This window comes from Noviherbaspirillum cavernae (genome assembly GCF_003590875.1).
GTDB classification, from domain to species: Bacteria; Pseudomonadota; Gammaproteobacteria; order Burkholderiales; family Burkholderiaceae_D; genus Noviherbaspirillum; species Noviherbaspirillum cavernae.
Window position 1 is genome coordinate 729644 of the sequence record NZ_QYUN01000002.1, and the last position, 22649, is coordinate 752292.

General features: G+C 60.1%; 26 protein-coding genes. 15 read left to right on the forward strand and 11 right to left on the reverse strand.

Going from position 1 to position 22649, the window contains the following annotated elements:
* Positions 1-90: 90 nt before the first annotated feature.
* The 5 genes from D3870_RS03535 to D3870_RS03555 all read right to left on the reverse strand — a co-directional run bounded on the left by D3870_RS03535 (position 91) and on the right by D3870_RS03555 (position 3536).
* Positions 91-693: a DUF2946 family protein gene (locus tag D3870_RS03535; RefSeq protein ID WP_119736719.1), complete on the reverse strand. Its 603-nt coding sequence runs from the start codon at positions 691-693 to the stop codon at positions 91-93.
* Positions 686-1660, reverse strand: a complete 975-nt coding sequence (locus tag D3870_RS03540) for a YheT family hydrolase (RefSeq protein WP_119736720.1) — start codon at positions 1658-1660, stop codon at positions 686-688. Before D3870_RS03540 ends, D3870_RS03535 begins: the two co-directional genes overlap by 8 nt.
* Before the next feature lie 60 nt (positions 1661-1720).
* Complete coding sequence (locus tag D3870_RS03545; protein WP_119736722.1) at positions 1721-2152, reverse strand: YybH family protein; 432 nt, start codon at positions 2150-2152, stop codon at positions 1721-1723.
* Positions 2153-2384: 232 nt separating this feature from the next.
* Complete coding sequence (locus tag D3870_RS03550) at positions 2385-2597, reverse strand: zinc-finger domain-containing protein (RefSeq protein ID WP_119736724.1); 213 nt, start codon at positions 2595-2597, stop codon at positions 2385-2387.
* 18 nt (positions 2598-2615) lie between these two features.
* A complete protein-coding gene (locus D3870_RS03555) occupies positions 2616-3536 on the reverse strand; it encodes a branched-chain amino acid transaminase (RefSeq protein ID WP_119736726.1) in 921 nt (306 codons plus the stop codon).
* Positions 3537-3778: 242 nt separating this feature from the next.
* Between D3870_RS03555 and D3870_RS03560 the strand changes: the two genes are divergently transcribed.
* The 10 genes from D3870_RS03560 to D3870_RS03605 all read left to right on the forward strand — a co-directional run bounded on the left by D3870_RS03560 (position 3779) and on the right by D3870_RS03605 (position 14248).
* Positions 3779-4528: an AzlC family ABC transporter permease gene (locus tag D3870_RS03560; protein ID WP_119736728.1), complete on the forward strand. Its 750-nt coding sequence runs from the start codon at positions 3779-3781 to the stop codon at positions 4526-4528.
* Complete coding sequence (locus tag D3870_RS03565; protein ID WP_119736730.1) at positions 4525-4848, forward strand: AzlD domain-containing protein; 324 nt, start codon at positions 4525-4527, stop codon at positions 4846-4848. The genes D3870_RS03560 and D3870_RS03565 overlap by 4 nt, the downstream gene beginning before the upstream one ends.
* An 88-nt stretch (positions 4849-4936) precedes the next feature.
* The gene (locus tag D3870_RS03570; protein ID WP_119736731.1) at positions 4937-6127 is read left to right on the forward strand and encodes a phosphoglycerate kinase; all 1191 of its coding nucleotides are present in this window, start codon (positions 4937-4939) and stop codon (positions 6125-6127) included.
* A 73-nt stretch (positions 6128-6200) separates the two neighbouring features.
* Positions 6201-7634 carry a pyruvate kinase gene (pyk, locus tag D3870_RS03575; RefSeq protein ID WP_119741625.1) on the forward strand — a complete coding sequence of 478 codons (1434 nt, stop codon included), beginning with the start codon at positions 6201-6203 and terminating at the stop codon, positions 7632-7634.
* 23 nt (positions 7635-7657) lie between these two features.
* Positions 7658-8722 carry a class II fructose-bisphosphate aldolase gene (gene fba, locus D3870_RS03580; protein WP_119736733.1) on the forward strand — a complete coding sequence of 355 codons (1065 nt, stop codon included), beginning with the start codon at positions 7658-7660 and terminating at the stop codon, positions 8720-8722.
* An 80-nt stretch (positions 8723-8802) separates the two neighbouring features.
* The gene (locus D3870_RS03585) at positions 8803-9699 is read left to right on the forward strand and encodes a phosphoribosylaminoimidazolesuccinocarboxamide synthase (RefSeq protein WP_119736734.1); all 897 of its coding nucleotides are present in this window, start codon (positions 8803-8805) and stop codon (positions 9697-9699) included.
* Position 9700: 1 nt separating this feature from the next.
* The gene (gene purE, locus D3870_RS03590) at positions 9701-10204 is read left to right on the forward strand and encodes a 5-(carboxyamino)imidazole ribonucleotide mutase (protein WP_119736736.1); all 504 of its coding nucleotides are present in this window, start codon (positions 9701-9703) and stop codon (positions 10202-10204) included.
* Positions 10201-11394: a 5-(carboxyamino)imidazole ribonucleotide synthase gene (locus D3870_RS03595; protein ID WP_119736738.1), complete on the forward strand. Its 1194-nt coding sequence runs from the start codon at positions 10201-10203 to the stop codon at positions 11392-11394. The genes purE and D3870_RS03595 overlap by 4 nt, the downstream gene beginning before the upstream one ends.
* Positions 11395-11411: 17 nt before the next feature.
* Positions 11412-12440: an L-threonylcarbamoyladenylate synthase gene (locus D3870_RS03600; RefSeq protein ID WP_119736740.1), complete on the forward strand. Its 1029-nt coding sequence runs from the start codon at positions 11412-11414 to the stop codon at positions 12438-12440.
* 290 nt (positions 12441-12730) lie between these two features.
* Positions 12731-14248, forward strand: a complete 1518-nt coding sequence (locus tag D3870_RS03605) for an alpha/beta hydrolase family protein (protein ID WP_119736742.1) — start codon at positions 12731-12733, stop codon at positions 14246-14248.
* Positions 14249-14534: 286 nt separating this feature from the next.
* Here the strand turns inward: D3870_RS03605 and D3870_RS03610 are convergent, their stop codons facing one another.
* Positions 14535-15050, reverse strand: a complete 516-nt coding sequence (locus D3870_RS03610; protein ID WP_119736744.1) for a flavin reductase family protein — start codon at positions 15048-15050, stop codon at positions 14535-14537.
* Positions 15051-15149: 99 nt separating this feature from the next.
* On the reverse strand, positions 15150-15917 hold the full coding sequence (locus D3870_RS03615; RefSeq protein WP_119736746.1) for a helix-turn-helix domain-containing protein: 768 nt from the start codon (positions 15915-15917) through the stop codon (positions 15150-15152).
* A 152-nt stretch (positions 15918-16069) separates the two neighbouring features.
* On the opposite strand from D3870_RS03615, the gene D3870_RS03620 reads away from it, so the two are divergent.
* The 4 genes from D3870_RS03620 (at position 16070) to D3870_RS03635 (ending at position 18354) form a co-directional block, all read left to right on the forward strand.
* Positions 16070-16480 carry a hypothetical protein gene (locus D3870_RS03620; RefSeq protein ID WP_119736748.1) on the forward strand — a complete coding sequence of 137 codons (411 nt, stop codon included), beginning with the start codon at positions 16070-16072 and terminating at the stop codon, positions 16478-16480.
* Positions 16481-16599: 119 nt separating this feature from the next.
* On the forward strand, positions 16600-17289 hold the full coding sequence (locus D3870_RS03625) for a DUF2145 domain-containing protein (RefSeq protein ID WP_119736749.1): 690 nt from the start codon (positions 16600-16602) through the stop codon (positions 17287-17289).
* A 94-nt stretch (positions 17290-17383) separates the two neighbouring features.
* On the forward strand, positions 17384-17920 hold the full coding sequence (msrA, locus tag D3870_RS03630; protein ID WP_119736751.1) for a peptide-methionine (S)-S-oxide reductase MsrA: 537 nt from the start codon (positions 17384-17386) through the stop codon (positions 17918-17920).
* A gap of 29 nt (positions 17921-17949) precedes the next feature.
* Positions 17950-18354 carry an HIT family protein gene (locus D3870_RS03635; RefSeq protein ID WP_242489848.1) on the forward strand — a complete coding sequence of 135 codons (405 nt, stop codon included), beginning with the start codon at positions 17950-17952 and terminating at the stop codon, positions 18352-18354.
* A 74-nt stretch (positions 18355-18428) separates the two neighbouring features.
* Here D3870_RS03635 and D3870_RS03640 read toward each other — a convergent pair whose 3' ends face one another.
* The 3 genes from D3870_RS03640 to D3870_RS22670 form a co-directional block, all read right to left on the reverse strand.
* Positions 18429-19634, reverse strand: coding sequence for an SAM-dependent methyltransferase (locus D3870_RS03640; protein WP_119736753.1), 1206 nt, complete (start codon positions 19632-19634; stop codon positions 18429-18431).
* Positions 19635-19717: 83 nt separating this feature from the next.
* Positions 19718-20353, reverse strand: coding sequence for a pyridoxamine 5'-phosphate oxidase (pdxH, locus tag D3870_RS22665; protein ID WP_242489849.1), 636 nt, complete (start codon positions 20351-20353; stop codon positions 19718-19720).
* A 12-nt stretch (positions 20354-20365) separates the two neighbouring features.
* A complete protein-coding gene (locus D3870_RS22670; RefSeq protein ID WP_242489850.1) occupies positions 20366-20899 on the reverse strand; it encodes a hemerythrin domain-containing protein in 534 nt (177 codons plus the stop codon).
* A 177-nt stretch (positions 20900-21076) separates the two neighbouring features.
* Here D3870_RS22670 and tcdA point away from each other — a divergent pair, with 177 nt between their 5' ends.
* Positions 21077-21952, forward strand: a complete 876-nt coding sequence (tcdA, locus tag D3870_RS03650) for a tRNA cyclic N6-threonylcarbamoyladenosine(37) synthase TcdA (protein WP_199710495.1) — start codon at positions 21077-21079, stop codon at positions 21950-21952.
* 40 nt (positions 21953-21992) lie between these two features.
* Here the strand turns inward: tcdA and thpR are convergent, their stop codons facing one another.
* Positions 21993-22574, reverse strand: a complete 582-nt coding sequence (gene thpR, locus D3870_RS03655) for an RNA 2',3'-cyclic phosphodiesterase (RefSeq protein WP_119736754.1) — start codon at positions 22572-22574, stop codon at positions 21993-21995.
* Between the last annotated feature and the right edge of the window lie 75 nt (positions 22575-22649).

Genomic DNA, 22649 nt, shown 5'->3' on the forward strand with positions numbered 1-22649 from the left:
ATTCCTCACATTCGTTCGGAATGACAGAGGGAGCGCATCCCTCTGTCATAAAGCGAGCGCATATCCGCCGAAGTTCATTTGACGATTGTCCTAATCGCCGTCAGCGTGCGGTGTCTGCCTGAAGCCGAAATGTGCGGCGATGCTGCTGTGGGCGATGCGCTGCAGAGGCAATTTTCTGTCATTGTGATCGAGCGTCGGCGATGCGGCATCGTCCGGGCGGTCCAGCCATTCCAGCAGTCTTTCGTCATCGGCAGGTTTGCCGTCAATGCGCAAACGCGCAATGCATTGCGCCATGTCGCGGTCATCGACCAATGCGATTTTTTCACCGGCTTGCAGCAGCAATTGGCCTTCTTCGGTCATCCATGCGATTTCGATTTCCGCCAGCGGTTCGCCCGTGTGCAGCACGAAGCCGTGAACCGGATCGGTGTGCGCGATGTAGGGCGTCGCTTCGAGATTGATGTAGACCCGCTGCGGGCCGTTCTGGAAATACCAGCGCCCCGCGTCGTCATGCGTGTAATTGCGATTGATGAATCCTTGCAGCGCCGCATTGTTGATCCGGTCGCCCGGCAGGTGCAAGGCCTGCGCCCGTTCATCCCGCATGCGCCAGCCGCCGCGCGCATCGAGCGCGAGCCAGCCGTAGCAGTGCGGCACGTTCGGCCACTTGGCCATTGCCTGCCTGACGATGTCATCCATGCCTGATTGCCTCGGGTTGTGCGCCATCGAGAAACTGCTGGATGCGCAGCGGCAGCCAATTGATCCGGCCCGGCATCGAGCCGACGGCGAAGCCGACGTGGCCGCCATGTTCAGGATACTCCAGCGTGACGAAGCGCGATGCTTCGCGCGGTAAGTGCTGCGCCGGCAGGAACGGGTCGTTCCGCGCGTTCAATACCAGCGTCGGCACCATGATGTCGGGCAGCACATGCTTTGCGCTGGCCCGATTCCAGTAATCATCCGTGTCGCGATAGCCATGCAGCGGGGCGGTCACGATGTTGTCGAATTCATAGAGGTTGCGTGCGCACAGCATCGTGTCGCGATCGAACAGCCTGGGGAACTGCGTGAGTTTTTGCAGGCATTTCGGCTTGAGGGTTTGCAAAAACACGCGTGTATAGATCCGGTTGAGGCCGCGCGACAATGCGGCACCGCCGGCTGCCAGGTCGAGCGGTGCGGAGATGGCGCATGCGGCATCGACGATCCGGGCTTCGTGCTGCGATTCGCCCAGCCAGCGCAGCAAGGCGTTGCCGCCCAGCGAGACGCCGGCTGCGTAAAACCTTGCCGGTGAACGCGCTTTGTGTTCCGCGGCAAGCCGGCGAATGATCCAGTTCAATTCCGCTGCATCGCCCGAATGATAGAAGCGCGGCGCATGATTGAGCTCGCCGGAGCAGCCGCGAAAATGCGGCACCGCGCCCGACCAGCCGAGCGATGCGATGTGTGCCATCAAGGCACGCGCATAGTGGCTGTCGGAGGAGCCTTCCAGTCCGTGAAAGAGCACGATGAACGGCTGATCCGGTTTGCCGTCGACGAAATCGATATCGATGAAGTCGCCATCCGGCGTGTTCCAGCGTTCGCGCCGATAGGCAACATGCGGTTTGGTGATGCAGGTTGCCGGAAAAATCGTTTGCAAGTGGCCGCCGGGCAGCCAGCGTGGGGCAGCGTACTTCATCGGTTCAATACAGGTTGCAGGATGCGATTCTCGGTGATGCAGGGAGAAAAGGGTTCAGAGTCAATGCAGCAATGTTGCCATGGGTGTATCGCGGGGAGCTTCGCCCGATACGATCGAGGCATGGTGCGTCACGATGCGCCATCCCAACGGGGTTTTCATGTAGACGTTGGTTGCCAGGATGTGGATGTCCCGCTGGCTGGAGGCGGCGCGATCGACTTCCTCGATGATGCAGTGCACGGCAGTCATCATGTTGTGCGTCGCATGCAACTGCACCGGGCGGATATGGATGCCGCCCTGTTCGAAAATCTGTTCCCATGCCGCGCGTATCGACGCATGCCCGACCAGTCGTGGTGCGCCGGGATGAATGCAGACAATCACTTCCTCATCCGCCCAAAGACTCATCAGGGCATCGATATCCGCACGACTGATTGCATCGTAGAACGCTGCCTCGGTGTCTTCTGCTGTCTCAAGCGGCTTGGCGGGGATTGGCATGGTATGCGAACTTTCTTTCCATTCGGCATATTCACAAACGGAGCTGGTTGGATGGGTTCAGCCGCACAGTATAGGTCAATGCCTTTGACGCATGCGCTTGTGCTGCCGAGGGGGAGGGAGAGGAATCCCGATCATGTCCGGCTGCATTGATGCAGGATTCCTCATGGTGCCAGGAAGGCAGGCTTGAACGCCGAAAGTCCGGTGAACAATCCGACAGCTTTTCTGATTACGGTCAGTGCCCCTTCACCGCAGCACCGGGCTTCAACTGATAGACCGTTCCGCAGTACGGGCATTTCCCCTGGCCGTGATCATCAAGGTCGAGATACACGCGGGGATGCGACGACCAGATCGGCATCGATGGATTCGGGCAATACGCCGGCAGGTCCTTGCCGTCCAGCTCAACTGCGTTATCTACTGCGCTTGCTTGTTGTGTTGTGTTGTTCATGTAGGGTTCCGGATCGGGTTAAACCAGTGTCAGCCAGTGCTGATATTGCGGGGCCTTGCCAGCGACCACATCGAAAAAGAGCGATTGCAGTTTCTCGGTGATCGGGCCGCGCTTGCCTTCGCCGATCTGGCGGTTGTCCAGTTCACGGATCGGCGTGATTTCGGCTGCGGTGCCGGTGAAGAAGGCTTCGTCGCAGCAATACATTTCATCGCGCGTGATGCGCTTTTCGATGACGTCGATGCCGAGGTCGCGCGCCATGGTCAGCACCGCATCGCGCGTGATGCCGTCGAGGCAGGACGCGAGGTCGGGCGTGTAGATCTTGCCGTTCTTGACGATGAAGACGTTCTCGCCGGAACCTTCCGATACATAGCCTTCGGTGTCGAGCAGCAGCGCTTCGTCGTAGCCGTCGGCCAGCGCTTCCTGGTTGGCGAGGATGGAGTTGATGTAATAGCCGGAAGCCTTGGCCCGCACCAGCGAGACGTTGACGTGATGGCGCGTGAAGGAGGAGGTCTTGACGCGGATGCCGCGTGACAGGCCTTCTTCGCCGAGATACGCGCCCCATGGCCACGCCGCGATCGCCACGTGGATGGTGTTGCCCTTGGCGGAGATGCCGAGCTTTTCCGAGCCGATCCAGACCAGCGGGCGCAGGTAGCAGGACTCCAGCTTGTTGACGCGCACGACTTCGCGCTGCGCTTCCATCACGGTCTCCATGTCGAACGGAATTTTCAGCTGGAAGATCTTGGCCGAATTGAACAGGCGTTGCGTATGTTCCTTCAGGCGGAAAATCGCCGTGCCCTGCGGCGTCTTGTAGGCGCGCACGCCTTCGAATACACCCATGCCGTAGTGCAGCGAATGTGTCAGCACATGGATCGTGGCATCGCGCCAGTCGATCAGTTCGCCGTCTTTCCAAATTTTCCCGTCGCGGTCGGCCATGGACATATCGAAGTCTCCCAAAACATTGCAAAGCATCGATTTTAGCGGATTCAGGCAGCCTCGAAAATTCGCCGGTAGAATATGTCGCACGGAAATTGCCGTTGTCCGCACAGCAGGATCAACTGACGAAATCTTCCGCATCCATTCCGCATCCAACCACGCTCGGACTCCCTTGCCACACCATCGCATCCACGGTGAATCGAAGTCGGCATCTGCAATGCATCCCGGGACGCTCATATTCTTGATAAATGAATAATACGCAAGCGACAACATCCGGTGCCGGTCTGCGGGACGTCGAGAAACAGGCATATCGCGAAGCTTTCAAACTGGCCTGGCCGACCATGCCGGGCGTCGCTGCCTGGGGCATGGTCACAGGCATGGCGATGGTGAAATCCGGCATGACCATCTGGCAGGCGCTGGGCATGACCTTCACCGTTTTCGCCGGCTCGGCGCAACTGGCATCGATCCCCCTGATCGCGGCCAATGTGCCGATCTGGGTCGTGTTCGTCACCGCGATGGTGGTGAATCTGCGCTTCGTGATTTTTTCCGCCGCACTTGCGCCGCATTTCGCACATCTGCCGTGGTACAGACGCGTCTGGTACGGCTATTTCAACGCCGACATCATGATGGGGTTGTTCCCGCGTCGCTTCCCGGCCTCCACCATCCACCAGACCGAGGGCAAGATCGGCTTCTTCGGTGGCATCGGATATTCGAACTGGATCGCATGGCAGATCGGGGCGGTGGCCGGCATTCTGCTCGCCAGCCAGATTCCGCAATCCTGGGGCATCGGTTTTGCCGGCACGCTTGCACTGCTGGGTGTGATGATCCCGCTCATCATCAATTCCGCAGCCCTGGTCGGCGTTGTGGTTGCCAGTATTGTGGCCATCGCGGCGATCGGCCTTCCCTATCGGCTGGGACTGCTGCTGGCGGTCATCCTTGGAATGGCGGCAGCCATGATGGTCGAAACAGCAATGGAAAAGAAGAAGGACAAGACATGAATGCGGTCGATACCTGGATCACCATCGGCTGGTTGACCGTTGCCACATTCCTCACGCGCAGCTCGTTTTTCCTGTTGGGTAATGCTGCCAAGCTGCCGCCCAGAATCCAGCATGCGCTGCGCTATGCGCCAGCGGCGGCGATGGCGGCAATTGTGGTGCCGGATCTGTTGATGAACGGCGAAGTGCTTGATCTGACATGGGCAAACCCGAAGCTGCTGGCGGCGATCGGCGCGACCGTGTTCTTTTTGACTACGCGCCGCTTGCTGGAAACGATCGTGGTCGGAATGGCGCTTTTTACCGCGATTCGCCTCATGCTCTGATCCCCGGCGTGCCTCAAAACGGTTTTTCCGGCTGCGGCGGTGCGTTAAAATAGCGGTCTTTCCTCTCTTTTAATACTTGTCCGCCAGCATGCAATTCAATCGACTGAGTGACCTGATCGCCCGCAATCAACTTCAAGGCAAACGCGTTTTCATCCGAGCCGATCTCAACGTCCCGCAGGACGCCGCCGGCAATATCACTGAAGACACCCGTATCCGCGCATCCGTGCCCGCCATCCAGCAGGCATTGAAGGCTGGCGCCGCCGTCATGGTCACCTCGCACCTGGGACGCCCGACCGAAGGCGAATTCAAGCCGGAAGATTCGCTCGCGCCCATCGCCAAGCGCCTGTCCGAGCTGCTTGGTCAGCCGGTGGAATTGAAGCAGAACTGGGTCGACGGCGTCGACGTCGCACCGGGCCAGGTCGTGTTGCTGGAAAACTGCCGCGTCAACAAGGGTGAAAAAAAGAACAGCGACGAACTCGCGCAGAAGATGGCCAGACTGTGCGACGTGTACGTCAACGACGCATTCGGCACCGCGCATCGTGCGGAAGCGACCACGCATGGCATCGCGAAGTTTGCGCCGGTAGCAGCGGCCGGCCCCTTGCTGGCTGCGGAACTCGATGCGCTCGGCAAGGCGCTCGGTCAGCCGGCGCGTCCGCTGGTGGCGATTGTCGCCGGTTCCAAGGTGTCGACCAAACTGACCATCCTGAAATCGCTCGCCGACAAGGTCGATAACCTGATCGTTGGCGGCGGTATTGCCAACACCTTCATGCTCGCGGCCGGATTGAAAATCGGCAAATCGCTGGCCGAAGCCGACTTGGTGAACGACGCCAAGGCGATCATCGACATGTTGGCGAAACGCGGCGCATCGGTGCCGATCCCGGTCGATGTGGTGTGCGCCAAGGAGTTTTCGCCGACCGCCACCGCGACCGTCAAGGACGTGGAGGATGTGGCCGACGACGACATGATTCTGGATATCGGTCCGAAAACCGCCGCGCAACTCGCGCAACAGATCGGCCAGGCCGGCACCATCGTCTGGAACGGCCCGGTCGGCGTGTTCGAGTTCGACCAGTTCGGCGAAGGCACCAAAACGCTGGCGATGGCGATCGCAAGCTCCAAGGGATTCTCGATTGCCGGCGGCGGCGATACGCTGGCGGCAATCGCCAAATACAACATCGCGGACAAGATCGGTTATATCTCGACCGGCGGTGGTGCTTTCCTGGAATTCCTCGAAGGCAAGACTCTGCCGGCGGTGGAGATTCTGCAGCAGCGCGCCGCTTGAACGATCCGGTCGCAAGCTCACGTTCGAATATTGCGGACTGGTCTTCTCCAGTCCGCACGAAGGGTTTTTCATGATGCATAGAGCTACCAAAATCGTTGCCACCATCGGTCCCGCGTCAAGCGATCCGGAGATGCTTGTCCGCATGATCGCGGCCGGCGTCGATGTGGTGCGATTGAATTTTTCGCATGGCAAGGCCCAGGATCACATCGATCGTGCCAATCTCGTGCGTCAGGCCGCTGCCGCCTGCGGCCGCGAAGTCGCGATCATGGCGGACCTGCAGGGTCCGAAAATCCGCATCGGCAAGTTCGAGAACGGCAAGATCAACCTCGAGCGCGACAGCAAGTTCATCCTCGATGCCAACTGCGAACTGGGCAACAACGCGCAAGTCGGCCTCGACTACAAGGACCTGCCGCGCGACATCAGGGCCGGCGATGTCCTGCTGCTCAATGACGGCTTGATCGTGCTGGTGGTGGACCATGTCAGCGGCAGCGCGATTCACACAACCGTCAGAATCGGCGGCGAGCTGTCCAACAACAAGGGCATCAATCGCCTGGGCGGCGGCTTGTCGGCGCCCGCATTGACCGCCAAGGACATGGAAGACATCAAGACGGCGATGAGTTTTCAGGCCGACTATATCGCCGTGTCGTTCCCGAAAAGCGCGACCGACATGATGATGGCGCGGCAACTGGCGAATATCGCGGGCGAAGCGCACAAGCACAAGCCGCAGATGATCGCCAAGATCGAGCGCGCGGAAGCGATTCCATTGCTGCAGGAAATCCTGGACGCCTCCGATGGCATCATGGTCGCACGCGGCGACTTGGCAGTCGAAGTCGGCAATGCGGCGGTGCCTGCCTTGCAAAAGCGCATGATCAAGATGGCGCGCGCTTCCAACAAGCTGACGATCACTGCGACCCAGATGATGGAGTCGATGATCGTCAATGCCGTGCCGACGCGTGCCGAAGTATCGGATGTCGCCAATGCGGTGCTGGATGGCACCGATGCGGTGATGACCTCGGCCGAAACGGCGTCCGGCAAGTACCCGGTTGAGACGGTGGAAGCCATGGCCGCCATCTGCCTCGAGGCGGAAAAATCCGATGTGGTCAAGCTTGATGCGGATTTCCTGCAGGCTACGTTTACCCGCATCGATCAGTCGATTGCGTATGGGGCGTTGTTCACTGCCTACCATTTGCGCGTCAAGGCGATTGTCGCGCTGACCGAATCGGGTTCGACCGCGCTCTGGATGAGCCGCCACAACATCGACATGCCGATTTACGCGCTGACGCCGATTCTGGGGACGCAACGCAAGGCGGCCTTGTTCCGCAATGTCCGGACCTTCGAGCTGGCGCATTCGATCGACCGCGAAGCGGTGCTGAAGGCCGCGCAGGATTTGCTTCTCGCCAAGGGCGTCGTGCAAAAAGGTGACATGATAGTCGTCACATGGGGCGAACCCATGGGCCAGGTTGGCGGCACGAATGCCCTGAAGATCATGAAGATCGGCGAATACTAATTTTATTGTTTTGGAGAATTTATATGCCTCTCGTTTCCATGCGTCAATTGCTGGACCACGCTGCTGAAAACGGCTACGGTCTGCCGGCGTTCAACGTCAACAACCTGGAACAGGTGACCGCGATCATGCAAGCCGCCGATGAAGTCGGCGCGCCCGTGATCATGCAAGCCTCGGCTGGCGCCCGCAAATACGCCGGCGAAGCCTTCCTGCGCCACCTGATCGAAGCGGCGGTCGAAGCCTATCCGCACATTCCGGTCGTCATGCACCAGGACCACGGCCAGTCGCCGGCGGTCTGCATGGCGGCGATCAAGTCCGGCTTCACCTCGGTGATGATGGATGGCTCGCTGATGGAAGACGGCAAATCGGTCGCCAGCTATGAATACAACGTCGACGTGTCGCGCGAGGTGGTGAAGTTTTCGCACTCGATCGGCGTCACGGTCGAGGCCGAACTCGGCGTGCTGGGTTCGCTCGAAACAATGATGGGAGACAAGGAAGACGGCCACGGCGCGGATGGCAAGATGACCCGCGAGCAATTGCTGACCGACGTCAACCAGGCTGCCGATTTCGTCAAGCTGACCCAGTGCGACGCGCTGGCCATCGCGATCGGCACCTCGCACGGCGCCTACAAGTTCTCGCGCAAACCGACCGGCGACATTCTCGCCATCCAGCGCATCAAGGAAATCCACGCACGCATTCCGAACACACATCTGGTGATGCACGGTTCGTCGTCGGTACCGCAGGAATTGCTGGCCGAGATTCGCGAATTCGGCGGTGACATGAAGGAAACCTATGGCGTGCCGGTCGAGGAAATCCAGGAAGGCATCAAGCACGGTGTACGCAAGATCAACATCGATACCGATATTCGTTTGGCAATGACCGGCGCAATCCGTCGCTTCTTCGTCGAAAACCCGACGAAGTTCGACCCGCGCGAATACCTGAAGCCGGCACGCGAAGCTGCCAAGGGCGTGGTCAAATCGCGCTTCCTGGCATTCGGCTGCGAAGGTCAGGCAGGCAAGATCAAGCTGATTTCGCTGGAAAAGATGGCCGAAAAGTACAAAAAGGGCGAACTGGCTCAGATCGTGCAGTAAAATTATGCAGTAGGGCTTCAGGCCAACCAACCGACCGGCGGCGTGTAAAACACCCGCCGGTTTAGCTTTCTGGAAACAACATGAACAGTCTGTACCAATCCTCCATCACTTCATTACCTCTTCTCGGCCGTGGCAAAGTGCGCGACAACTACGCGGTTGGCGATGACAAGATTCTGATCGTGACCTCGGACCGCCTCTCGGCTTTCGACGTCGTGATGAATGAACCGATTCCCGGCAAGGGCAGGGTGCTGAACCAGATGTCGGACTTCTGGTTCGAAAAGCTGAAGGACATCGTGCCGAACCACCTGACCGGCATCGCGCCGGAAAGCGTCGTGCGCGCGGAGGAGACGGATCAGGTGCGTGGCCGTGCAGTGGTTGCCAAGCGTCTGCAGCCGATCCTGGTGGAGGCCGTGGTGCGCGGCTACATCATCGGCTCCGGCTGGAAGGACTATCAAGCCAATGGTTCCATCTGCGGCATCGCCTTGCCGTCCGGCCTGCGTCAGGCCGACAAGCTGGCCGAGCCGATCTTCACGCCGGCGGCCAAGGCCGATCTTGGCGAGCATGACGAGAACATCAGCTTTGCCGAAATGGAAAAGCGCATCGGCAAGGAACTGGCTGCGAAGATTCGCGAGATCAGCATCGAGCTGTACAAGACTGCTGCCGATTATGCGGCGACGCGCGGCATCATCATCGCCGACACCAAGTTCGAATTCGGCCTCGACGAGCAGGGCACGCTGCATCTGATGGATGAAGTGCTGACCGCCGATTCGTCGCGTTTCTGGCCGGCCGATTCCTATGCGCCCGGTATCTCGCCGCCGTCGTTCGACAAGCAGTTCGTGCGCGATTATCTTGAAACCATCACGGAATGGAAGAAGACACCGCCGGCACCGACCCTGCCTGCCGACGTGATCGAAAAGACCGGCGCGAAGTACCGCGAGGCGCTGGAGCGCCTGACCGGCGAAACCCTGAAGGACTGACATGACGGCATCGGGTTCGAATGCGCCGCTGGTCGGCGTGGTAATGGGTTCCTCTTCGGATTGGGAAGTGATGCAGCATGCGGTGGCGATGCTGAAGGATTTCGGTGTTGCGCACGAAGCGCAGGTGATTTCGGCGCACCGCATGCCGGACCAGATGTTCGCCTATGCGGAATCTGCGAGGCAGCGCGGTCTGCGCGCCATCATCGCAGGTGCCGGCGGCGCTGCGCATCTGCCCGGAATGCTGGCCGCCAAGACCATCGTCCCCGTGCTCGGCGTGCCCGTTCCATCGAAATATCTGCGCGGCGAAGACTCGCTGCTGTCCATCGTGCAGATGCCCAAGGGCATCCCGGTATCGACCTTCGCCATCGGTGAAGCCGGTGCCGCCAATGCCGCATTGACAGCAATCGCGATTCTCGCGACCACCGACGATGCGCTGGCCGCCAAGCTGCAGGAATTCCGCGCGAAGCAGACACAGGCCGCGCTTGCAATGACTTTACCCGCATGAACGACAAGCTTCACTCCTTCATTCCATCCGCATCACCTCCTGCCTGGCTGGGCGTCATGGGCGGCGGCCAGCTGGGCCGCATGTTCGTGCATGCCGCGCAGGCGATGGGCTTCAAGGTCGCGGTCCTCGAACCGGCGCGCGACTGCCCGGCCGGCCATGCTTCCGATCATCTGCTGTCTGCCGGTTATACCGACAACGACGCGCTGACGGAACTCGCGGCGCAATGCGTCGCGGTCACGACCGAATTCGAAAACGTGCCGGCGCAGAGTCTCGCATTTCTGGCCGAGCGCGCCTTCGTTGCGCCGTCCGCCGCGTGTGTGTCGATTGCGCAGAATCGCGTCGAGGAAAAACGCTTTTTCACCGAATGCGCGAAGGTGTCCGGTGTGTCGCCCGCGCCCTACCAGCTCATTGAATCGACGGCCGATGTCGATGCGATTCCCGATGAGTTGTTGCCCGGCATCCTGAAAACCGTACGCATGGGTTACGACGGCAAGGGCCAGGTCCGGGTACGCACCCGCGACGAGGCGCGCGCTGCATTCGCCGGCATGAACGGCGTCGCCTGCGTGCTTGAAAAGATGCTGCCGCTGGCGTATGAAATCTCGGTGCTGACGGCGCGCGGCGCGGATGGCGAATCCGTCGTGTATCCGATTGCAGAAAACGTGCATCGCGACGGCATCCTGTTCACCACCACGGTGCCGGGGCCGAACGTCGCCGACGATTGCGCGCACAAGGCGCAGGCTGCCGCACTGGAAATCATTGCCGATCTGGGCTACGTCGGCGTGCTGTGCATCGAGTTCTTCGTGCTGCAGGACGGTTCGCTGGTCGTCAATGAAATGGCGCCGCGCCCCCACAACAGTGGCCACTACACCATCGATGCCTGTGTCACCAGCCAGTTCGCACAGCAGGTGCGCGCCATGGCACGGCTGCCGCTGGGCGACGTGCGCCAGCATTCGCCTGCGGTGATGCTCAACATCCTCGGCGATATCTGGTTCGAAGGCGACAGCGAGCAGGCGCGCGAACCGGCGTGGGACGAGGTGCTGGTGCTGCCCGGTGCGAATCTTCACCTGTACGGCAAGGACGATGCGCGGCGCGGCCGCAAGATGGGGCACGTGACCTTCATTGCACCGACCATGGATGAGGCGCTGGGGAATTTGCGCGCGGCCTGCGGCATGCTCGGCATCGCGATCTAAGCCGCCGGAACAACGACATGGCTGATGTGACTCTGGATCTGCCCGCCATTCGCGCGGCGGCGCGCAAGCTGGAAGCGGGCGAACTGGTCGCCTTCCCGACCGAGACCGTGTACGGACTCGGTGCAGACGCGGAAAATCCGGAAGCCGTCGCGAAGATCTACACGGCCAAGGGCCGTCCCTCCAATCATCCCGTGATCGTGCATGTGGCCCGCGATGCGGATGTCGGCTACTGGGCCGACGCGATTCCGCCGGAAGCCGGCAAGCTGATCGACGCATTCTGGCCCGGTCCGTTGACCCTCATATTGAAGCGCGCCCCGCACATCCCCGACGCCGTTTCCGGCGGGCAGGATTCGGTGGGATTGCGCTGCCCCTCCCATCCGGTCGCACAAGCACTGCTGCAAGCGTTCAAGGAAGGCAAGGGTGGTGTGGCTGCACCATCGGCCAACAAGTTCGGGCACGTCAGTCCGACCACTGCGCAGCACGTGCGCGATGAATTCGGGAGCGGCCCGGACAGCCTCGTGAACTGCATTCTCGATGGCGGACAAAGCGATGTCGGTATCGAATCGACGATTCTCGATTTGTCGCGCATGGCAACACACGGCCCGGTCTTGCTGCGGCCGGGGCACATCAGTGCACAGCGCATCGCCGACATCATCGGCGTCATGCCGCGCATGCCCGACGTCGCCGCACCGCGGGCGTCAGGCACGCTCGACGCGCACTATGCACCCCGCACGCCGGTGGCGCTGGTCGCTTCGGATGAATTGGCCGCTACCATCGTCAAGCTTGCCGGTGCAGGTCGTCAGCTTGCGTTGATCCGATATTCCGCCGTCCCCGCTTCCCGTGCATTCGCGCAGGCGGACCTGCCAAGGCATGCGGCGGCCTACGCGCATGAGTTGTATGCTGCATTGCGCGCCATGGATGCTGCGCGCGCGGACCTTATCGTGATCGAAGCGCCACCGGCGGACAACGAATGGCAAGGTGTCAATGACCGGCTGCGCCGTGCCGCGCACGATTCGGCCGGCATTCTCTCGCGGCTTCTCCAGTAACCGCACAAGCGCGGTATCGGTGTCATTCGATGTGCCGCGTTCCCTCCCTCTCCGTAATGTGAATATTGCGTTCGCACGTTCCCATGCCTGCGAGATGTCATGCGGGCGTCTGCCTGCCGCTCCGCCTGAATCATGCTGCGCCGCATCAGGAAAAATCTAGAGGAAGCTCTCTAGTTTCTCGCTCTTGTTACTAGAGGTTTCCCAAAGAAAGTTACAAATTCGGTGCCATACTTTGAGGCAAAGAACTGTACGAGCGTTCTTTTATTTCCCATAAAAATCAAGGAGACGTCATGCGGAGCTTCAAACTTGGAATGACACTGATTGCGGCCGCAATCGTTGTCGGTTGTGGTGGTGACGGCAGCGATTCGGGAGTTAATAACACGCTGGCACGCGGAGCACTGGTCGCGAATCCACCCAGCCGCGTGCCCGCTCCGCAGGCCGATGGCACGACCGGTCCGACGCTGCAGCCCTCCGCATTTGCGCAAATGCTCGACACTGCCAGGCCCGGGACCACGCTGGTGACTGGCGTGCCCAAGTGCGGCATCAGCACCTATCACATGAAATATGGAACGCTTGGCGGTGCCGGCGAGGCGACTGATGCAACCGGCGCGATCATGGTGCCATCCGGTACCGATCCCGCATGCTCGGGCCCGCGTCCGGTTCTACTTTACGCACATGGCACGACGACCGACAAGGCATTCAACATGGCCAATCTGCGCGACAACGCTGAAGCGTCGATGGTGGCGGCAACGTATGCGGCGCAGGGTTTCATCGTCATTGCGCCCAATTATGCTGGTTACGACGGCTCGTCGCTCTCTTATCACCCTTACCTGAACGCGGAGCAGCAGGCGAACGACATGGTCGATGGACTGCGCGCCGCGCGCAAGGCTTTCCCGAACATTGCTGCAAGCGATTCCGGCAAGCTGCTGATCGCCGGCTATTCGCAGGGCGGCTATGTGGCGATGGCGACGCAGCGCGCGATGCAGACCACATACGCGTCGGAATTCAAGGTCACCGCGCTGGCCGGCTTGTCCGGCCCGTATGCGCTTGCCCTGCTGGGCGACGCGGTCTTTGGCGGCAGACCGAACGCGGGCGGCACGATCTTCCTGCCGATGATCACGACCAGCTGGCAAAAGTCGTACGGCGGCGTGTATGGCGCGCCGTCCGATGTCTATGAAAGCAACTATGCAAGCGGCATCGAGAGCCTGCTTCCGAGCACGTCCAGCATCAACAGCTTGTTCGCGGCCGGCAAGCTGCCGCAGCTGGCCTTGTTTGCGCAAGATTCGCTGCCGCAGGCGCCCGGGTTCGCGGCGTTCTTCGGCGCGGGCAATCTGGTCAAGACCAGCTACCGCAACCAGTATCTGGCGGATGCGGCGGCAAATCCATGCAGCGTCGATCCGGCCACGCCTCTCGCCTGCGCTCCGGCCAATCCGTTCCGCAAAGCCGGCATCAAGAATGATTTGCGCAATTACGTGCCGAATGTGCCGGTCATGCTGTGCGGCGGCAATGCCGACCCGACGGTGTTCTTTGCCAGCACACAGGCTGCACAAGGCTATTTCCTCGCCAAGGGCATGCCGGCTGCGGCGCTGACGGTGCTTGACGTGGATACCGCGGCGACCGGGCCGACCGATCCGTTTGCTGCCGCGAAGGCGGGTTTCGCGCAGGCGAAGACAGCCACCATCAACGCGGCGACCGCAGCGGGTGCCAATCCGGCAGCTGCCGTGGCTGCGGCATATCATGGTTCGCTGGTAGCGCCGTTCTGCAGTGCCGCTGCTCGCGGCTATTTCCAAACTGTGTTGGCACAGTAATTCAGCAGGCTGTCAGGGAAAGTCATTCCTCTGGCAATGTGCGCGGCGCTCGGTCCTGCATCGGGTGCCGCCTGCATACAGACGGCACTCGGCATGTCGCTTCTACACAGACTTGACGTAAAAAAGCCGGCCAGGTGCCTGGCCGGCTTTCCTGCGGCACCGTAAGAGCGTCTAACAAAATGAAGCGAAGCGGTTCTGAGTAGGCGCGTCGCCGCAGACAGTACGACTGTACGACAAGGCGGCGCAACACCCTCAGAATCATTTTGTTAGACGCTCTAAGGCCGCATCAGCCCGGTGCTGCATGAGTCGAAAAGAACTTCCCGCCGTGGTATGCCAGCGCCGGTACCGGGTAGACTTCGCACTGCTCGACCTCACCCACGAATATCACGTGGTCGCCTTCCGGATAGCGGCTGCGGTTATGGCATTCGAACCATGCGGCTGCGCCTTTCAAAATCGGCAAGCCGGTGCGCGACAGCACGAACTCCACCCCGTCGAAGCGATTCTCGATGCGCATGGCGAAGCGTTCTGCCAGCGCGGCCTGATTGCCGGCCAGCACATTGATCACGTAGTGCGAATTGCCGCTGAAGACAGGCAGGCTGCTGGCACCCTGCGCCAGGCTCCACAGCACCAGCGGCGGGTCGAGCGACACCGAGTTGAATGAACTGGCGGTCAGGCCGAGGAAGCTGCCATCCTCCAGCCGTGTGGTGATGACGGTCACGCCGGTGGCGAATTGCGACAGCGCATTGCGGAAGTGGCGTGTGTCGAATTCAGGCGGCGTGGCGCTTGAAGTACGTGTAGACATCTCGAATCCGGGAAATTTTGGTCATTATGCCGAAAAATGCGCGCAGCAGTCGCGCGGCGCTCGGCTCGAGGGCGCGGCAATGCAAGGTTTGCGCCTGCATCAACGGCTTCTGACTATGTGTGCCGCCGGCTCCGGCTTGCGCAGCAATTCCATGAACGCCTTCGGCATCCAGGGACGCGCCGTGAGCATGAAGCTCATCGCATAACGCTCGTCGAATGGGAGCTTCGCGTCTTCCTGATGTTGCTGAGAAAATTCGCGCGCGACCTGCTTCAGACGATCGATCAATGCCGCAGTCGATTGCCGGGAGAGCATCACGTTGACCAGCTGCATCCATTCGTGGTCGCGATCGAATTGCGATTCCAGATAATCGCTGAACGCCAGGTTGCGGAAATACGAATGAATCGGCCCGTTCGGAATCCAGCGGAAGGTGCGCGACACCAGCAGCTTCACCCTATTGTTCGGCAGCAGATCAAGGAAACCGATCTTGTCGAGGCGCACCAGATACTTCACCACCTCCGCCTCCGTCAACTGATATGTCTTGACGATCTGATCGACCGTGAGCTGGTTCAGCACCGACACCGCGATGATCAGGAGCTTCGTGTCGCCGATGATTTCCTTTTCCTGCGCCAGCGTCAGTTCGGAAATCAGCCGTGATTCATCGTGCGCGATCAGCGTGATATCGCGGAAATCGATGCCGGTCGCGCGCAGGATGTCATCGAGCCGCTGCAGCGTGAAATTCTTCTGCGAAAACATGCGCTTCACGCTGGCTTCGGACATGCCGATGCGTGCGGCGAGGTCGGCATAGGTGATGCCGCGCGCCTTCAGTTCGCGCTTGAGTGAGTCGACGAGGGCGGTGGCTTGCATCATGAGCAATATCACTTTGTGAAAGGAGGTATCGAAAAATGATACACCAGAGGTGTCGATACGCTACGCTGGAAGTTCCTCTGGAGCATCATTTGTACTTCCCTCATCATCGCCGTACCCGCCAGTCAGGTGGATCACTCGATACAAGGGAAAAAATGAAAACGAAACTGCTTGCCACCCTCTTGCTCGCCGCTTGCGGCTTTATTGGCGCGAACGCGCATGCCGCCCGTTCGGCTTCCGAAGCCTCGATGGTCTTGCCGGCTGCGTCGGGCGTGGTGGTGCTCGGCTCGATGTCGATGGTCGCGGCGTCCGCGCAGATCGTGGTCCAGAGCATGGAAGCCGTCGGTGACGGTGTTGTCGTCGTGCTGAAAGGCGCATCGGAAGCGGCGACTGCCTCCGTGAAGCTGACCGGAGAGGCTGCGAAGGGGTTGTCCGTGACTGCCGGCAGCGTCGTCAAGGTGGTCGCGATGTCGACCGGCTACATGCTGGTTGCCGCAGGCAAGGCCATCACCTTCATCCCGAATGAAGTCGGAACGGCGCTGCTGCACCAATCGAAGGTCAAGTAAGGGAGAGTGCGAGTGAAACGGCTGTTCAATGTGTATTCATCATCGCATGCGTCCTGTGGTCCGGTATCGCGCATGCCGGACGTCCCTGCGAGGAAGTCCGGCAGGATGCGCAGAGCGTGATGCAGGCGATGGAACTGGCGCAGAAGACGAAGCTCGCGCTCGATGCTTCCGGCGCGCAAGTCGCCTTGCTGGCACGCGCCGGCCAGGACTTGTCGAAGTACGGCTTGCGCTATTCGCATGTCGGCTATGTCTGGCGCGATCATCCGCAAGGGCGCTGGATCGTGGTGCACGAACTCAATCAATGCGGCACGGCGGAGTCGACGTTGTACAACGAAGGGCTCGCGAATTTTTTCATGGATGACCTGTTCGCGTTTGAAGCCCTGGTCGTGGTGCCGAATCCGGAGATGCAGGAGAAAATCGCGCGGTTGCTGGCGTCCGATGCGCCGCGCAGGTTGCATGCGCCGCAATACAACATGCTGTCATATGCGTTTTCGACGCGTTATCAGAATTCCAATCAATGGGTGCTGGAACTGCTGGCAGCGGCGAATGCGAAGGATGCTGTCATCGGCGACCGGGAGCAGGCGCAGGCGTGGCTGAAATTGGCTGGATTCCGGCCGATCACGGTCAATGTGCCGACGCTGACGCGCCTCGGCGGCCGCATGTTCCGCGCCAATGTCGCGTTCGACGACCATCCGTTCGACCGCCGCATGGCCGGCATGATCGATACCGTCACGGTGGATTCGGTGGTGCGCTTCATCGAGAAAATCGACCGCAGCGTGACGAAGACGACCTTGCGCCTGGAAGATTGATTCCCGCCAACACCTCACGCGTTTCAAGCGGTTGATACTCCCATTCCCCTCCGTTTGGGCTAAAGTCATATTAGGAGTGCAATTGGAGCGGAACATGGCAATCGAAACGGCAACATTGGGCGGCGGATGCTTCTGGTGTCTGGAAGCGGTGTATCAGGAGTTGAAAGGTGTGCAGCACGTCGAATCGGGTTATACCGGTGGCGAGCTGGCGAACCCGACCTACGAGCAGGTGTGCGAGGGAAGGACAGGGCATGCGGAAGTGGTGCAGGTGACTTTCGATCCTGACGTCGTCAGTTATCGCGAGATCCTCGAAATATTTTTCACGATTCACGATCCGACCACGCTCAACCGACAGGGCAATGACGTCGGCACCCAGTACCGCTCGGCGATCTACTACCATACGCCGCAGCAGCAGGACATGGCGCGCCACGTGGTGGCCGAAATGGCGAATGTGTGGGATGCGCCGATCGTCACCGAATTGAATCCGCTCGGGCCGTACTACAAGGCCGAGGATTATCACCAGGATTATTTCCGCCAGCATCCGATGCAGGGTTATTGCGCCTTCGTCGTTGCGCCGAAGGTGGCGAAGTTCAGGAAAGTATTCTCGGAAAAACTCAACGCCGGCGCATGATCGCCTTTGCGGAAAAAATGGGTGACGAAATGGCGACCATATTTTCAAGAATCATCGATGGCGAACTGCCGTGTGCGAAGGTGTACGAGGACGATCTCGTATTCGCCTTCATGGACGCCGGCCAGGTCAATCCGGGCCACGTGCTGGTGGTCACGAAAAAGCCGTACGAAACGCTGATGGATGCGGACGAAGAATCTGCTGCAGCCATGATGCGGGCCGCATGCCGGATCGCCAAGGCGGTGCAGGCGGCGTTCAATCCCGATGGCATGACCATCCTGCAGTCCAACAAGGCGGCGGGATGGCAGACGGTGCCGCATCTGCATCTGCACGTCGTGCCGCGCTATCACGGCGACGGCGCGGACCTGATCTGGCCGCGCAAGGAACCCGGCATGGAAAAGCTGCTGGAATATGCGGCAAAGATCGGAATGACGTAGCACGCCGGATCCCGCACGACGCTGGATTCCGTCCTTCGCCGGAATGGCGAGCATTTTGGAATGCCGTCAGTTACTCAATCGCCATACATATACCTGCGCGACCATGGCAATGCCGATGCATCGCGCCCCGCCTTCGTGCATACCACCTGATAGAGCGAAATCCAGTCCTGCGCAAAGGCATAGGCACAGCCGGCCAGGTACACACGCCAGACGCGGAAGCGTTTGGCATCGACCAGCGGCTTGATGCGTTCGGCGTGCGTTTCGAAATTGTCAGCCCAGGTGGCGCAGGTTTTCGCGTAGTGGCGCCGCAGGTTCTCCACGTCCAGCGCCTCCAGTCCGCCTTCCTGCATGTATCGCAAGACGGCACCGATGTGCAGCAATTCGCCGTGCGGGAACACGTATTTCTCGATGAACTCGCCGCCGCCATAAGGCGTTTCGCCATTGTTGATGTCGGTGGTGGTGATGCCGTGGTTCATCGCCATGCCATCGTCCTTCAGCAGCGATCGGATTCGGGAAAAATACATCGGCAGGTTCTTCGAACCGACATGCTCGAACATGCCCACGCTCGTGATGCGGTCGAATGTCCCCGTGACGTCGCGGTAATCCTCGAGCCGGATTTCCACACGGTCGGCGAGGCCCGCGCGCGCGACGCGTTCCTTCGCCAGCTCGAACTGATTCTGCGACAGCGTGATGCCGACGCATTTCGCATCGTATTTCTGCGCCGCCCGCATCGCCAGCGCGCCCCAGCCGCAACCGATGTCGAGCAGCGTGTCGCCAGACTTCACCTGGATCTTGTTGAGGATGTGATCGATCTTCTTCAGCTGCGCGGTGCCGAGGTCTTCGTCGCCGTTCTCGAAGTAGGCGCAGGAATAGACCATGTTCTCGTCCAGCCACGTGGCGTAGAACTCGTTCGACACGTCGTAGTGGAAATGGATTGCTTCCTCATCCTTCTCCTTGCTGTGGTTGAAGGAGCGGACGATGCGCGAGAACTTGCCTTCCGGCTTGAGCGTCTGCGCGGCGAGCGCATTGCTGATGGCGATGATTTCGCTGATGCGGCCTTCGACCTCGATCTTGCCCTCGACATAGGCGCGGCCGAGATTGTAGAGCGAAGGTGTCAGCAGATAGCTCAGTGCCGACGCATCCGGCACCTTCACTGTCACCTGTGGTGCATGCTGGCCGAAATCGAGCTTCTGCCCGTTCCACAATTCCACCCGCAGCGGCAGCGCCGTGTTCTCGCGGATGCTGTCAACCCAGTTCCCCAGTTTCTTTTCCCAGAACATGACTCCTCCGTAAGGTTGAACGGACTGATCAGGCAATGCAAAACAAATCCAGGTGACTGCTCAAGCAGCAGTCTGTGGTGGCACTAAGGTTGCAGTCGTTGCCGTTGCCAGTTTCCATCCGCCTGCACGCGATATGCAATGCGGTCGTGCAGGCGCGACGGACGCCCCTGCCAGAACTCGACATAGTCCGGAACCAGGCGGTATCCGCCCCAATGCGCGGGCCGTGACGGATGTCCGCCATGCTGGCGTTCGGCTTGCGTGTATTGCGCTTCCAGTTCTGCGCGATTGGCAATCGGACGGCTCTGCTCGGAAGCAATCGCACCGATGCGGCTGCCGAGCGGGCGACTCTGGAAGTAAAGGTCGCTTTCTTCCGATGCGATGCGTTCGACGCGGCCTTCGATGCGCACCTGCCGCTCCAGTTCGATCCAGAAGAACAGGAGCGCGGCATACTGATTCTCGCCCAGCTCCTGACCCTTGCGGCTGTCGTAGTTGGTAAACCACGTAAAGCCGCGCTGATCGAAGTCCTTGATCAGCACGATGCGCGATGACGGCCGGCCGTTGGTGGCAACCGTCGACAGACTCATCGCATTGACTTCCGGCACCTCGGCAGTGACGGCCTCGTGAAACCACTTTGCGAACTGCTCGATCGGGTTGGCCTGCACATCAGATTCAGTCAGGCTTTCGCGACTGTATTCATTGCGTAAATCCGCTATCGACATCTTGCTCCCTGCTTATTGTGTGATATTGCGGCGAGCGCGCATGGCATCACCCAGGCGGGTCATCTGCGCGTCGCTGAAAATGCGTTTTGCCATCGGTGCGATATGGGCTTCTTCCACTTCCATATGCGCGGTGTACATCTGCGAAAACCGCCTGACCTCGTCCACCGACAACTGCGCGGAAGAACCGGCCGCGATTGCCTGTAGTTGCATGTTCAGCGTCTGCCAGACGGTGTGCATCTGACGATGCTGTTGCAGGAGTTCAGGCACGAGCTTTTGCAGCAGAACGGCATCGTCGCCTTGCGCAGTTGCCTGCAGCATCGGCAGCAAGTCCTGCTCCTCGTCTTCGTGATGGTTTTCCGCAGCATGATTAAAGTATTTCATCACCGATTTTGCGGCTTGTTCTGCATCAACATTTGCGCCAAATTGCGGCAGGTGCGCGAGCAGCCGTTCCAGTGTCGCGAGCTGCTTGCGAATCCGGTCGTGGCAATGCCTGAGTACGGCGATCGGCTGATCGAAGCCGGGCGCGGTAGTGAACAAGGGGTCCATGATTCTTCTCGCCTTCTGTTTTTATATGACACCTGCCGCGCCAAAAGCAAGCGGCGGTATTGCGAGGCAGGGAACGTCTATTGTAATGCGACTGCCCGTGCCTGCATCGGTTCAGCCGGGGCGAACGGGGATGCGCGGGGGCAAGATGAATCCATTGCTGTCCGTTAAAATGACGGGATGAATTCAGTCACAGCACTCAACCCGCAGTTGTCGTCCTCTCAAGACGATGTGGACTTCGAACGCCGCTTCGGCGGCATTGCCCGCTTGTACGGTGAAGCGGCGCTTGCACATTTCCGGTCTGCTCATGTATGCGTGATCGGCGTCGGCGGTGTCGGCTCATGGTCGGTGGAAGCCTTGGCGCGTAGTGCGATCGGCAATATCACGATGATCGATCTCGACAATGTTGCCGAATCGAACATCAATCGGCAGATTCATGCCATGAGCGATACGCTCGGCAAGGCCAAGGTGACGGCGCTGTCCGAACGCATTGCGCAGATCAATCCATTCTGTCGCGTGACGGAGGTCGAGGATTTCATCTCGGCAGACAATCTCGACGAGATGCTCGGCACTTGTCGGTACGACTATGTGATCGACGCGATCGACAATGTGCGGGCCAAGACGGCATTGATCGCGTATTGCCGAGAGAAGGGGATCAGGTTGATCACCATTGGCGGCGCGGGAGGACAGATCGACCCGACCAGAATCGAGATCCGCGATCTGTCGCGCACGGAGCAGGAACCGTTGCTGGCAAAGGTACGCAAGCGGCTGCGTGCGCTTCACCGTTTTCCACGCGGAACGAAAAACAAGTTCGGCATCGATGCCGTGTTCTCGACCGAGCCGCTGCGTTTCCCTGAAGTGCCGGAAACGACCGATGCGTGCGAGATCGATGGCGATGACGCCGGCATCACTGGATTGAACTGCGCCGGCTTCGGCTCCGCGATGGTGGTAACGGCAAGCTTCGGTTTGGTGGCGGCGGCGCAGGTGTTGCGCAAGCTCGCGCTGGATGCGCAACAGCCGGGCGCGGACGGTGTCGAATCCGGCACGGGCGACTGATCATTATTGCCTCATTGGCGATTGCGCCGACTGCCTTTCCCTATGCGGCCGAATCGATGGCGCTGTTCGGCCCGCGCTCATCCTGACTCCATAACACTTCATCCAGCGAACGCATTGCGAGCACCTCGTAGCGAGGCCCGTCGGGGCCCGTGACCGATTGCACGAGCGCGGCCTGATTCGCGCGCCATGTGATCGGCGTGAACAGGATATCGGGCGGCAATGTGGCGTCGCGCGCCAGCGTGATATGCGGCTTGAACCTCGTCTCGTTGTCGAACGCGATCTCGTGTTGCGTCAAGGTCTGTACCAGATCGCGCTGCAAGCCAAGCAGGCGCTCCGGCACTGCGTGCATGCCTGCCCACGCAATGCGGTTCCGGTTGAAATAGCCGACGCGATCAATCGTCAATGTCATCGCAGCAGCCGGCAGCTGCGTCAAGATGTCCTTCAATACCGGCAGCAACGCGGACGGTTGCGGACCGAGAAATGCCAGCGTGATATGCAGATTCTCGTACGGGGATTTTCGGCCGTGCAGCGGATATTGCAGCTGCATCAAGTCAGTGCGCGTGCCGGCATCCGGCCACAGGGCATAGAAGAGGCGTAATGAATCCTGCGATTGGGTTGGCATGATGGTGTCGGTTCGGCAAAAGCGATGGCGTTGATAAGTTGGACTGCAGACGTGAGCCAATACGTTCGTTGACGT